This window comes from Lentzea indica (assembly GCF_012184385.1).
Taxonomy (GTDB): domain Bacteria; phylum Actinomycetota; class Actinomycetes; order Mycobacteriales; family Pseudonocardiaceae; genus Lentzea; species Lentzea indica.
On record NZ_VSRL01000611.1, the window covers coordinates 1 to 573 of the forward strand.

Annotated in this window: 1 protein-coding gene; it reads left to right on the forward strand. The window is 60.7% G+C overall.

The window, feature by feature from the left end; genetic code table 11:
• Positions 1-13 precede the first annotated feature (13 nt).
• The coding region (locus tag FXN61_RS49950; RefSeq protein WP_312878608.1) for a S8 family serine peptidase at positions 14-573 on the forward strand (560 nt) is incomplete at its 3' end.

Consider the following 573-nt stretch of genomic DNA (forward strand, 5'->3'; position numbering starts at 1 on the left):
CATCGACTCAGGAGTGGATGTCACCCATCCCAGCCTCATCGGGCCTGGGGGTCAAACCCGGATCCTTCGACTGTGGGACCAGGGAGTTTCCATCGGGCAGGGCCCGGCGGCGTACAACTATGGGAGCGAGTGGGACGCAGCCGCAATCGGCCTCCATTTTTTGGGGTCGTCGGCGGCTCTCCCTACGGTCGATACCACCGGGCACGGCACGGCGGTGGCCGGCATCATCGCGAGCAACGGCTGGGGAGCCGGGGGATATTGTGTCGGCGTTGCCAGTTCAGCAGACCTGATCGTCGTGAAACTTGCTGCGGCGCGTGGAGTGTTCCCGAGCACGGCCAATGTGACCGACGCAGTTCGGTATGTTTTTGAGGTGGCTGAGGGCCTAGGTAAGCGGGCAGTAGTCAACCTGAGCCAAGGGTCGCAACTGGGCCCACACGACCCAAACGGACAACTCGAAATGCAAATCACAGATGTACTCGAAGTCAATGCTGAGCGCATCTTGGTCACGTCTGACTGGAACGTCGGCGACGCCAAAGCACATGCAAGCTTTCAAGCGGTCGAAGGTCAGAGCAT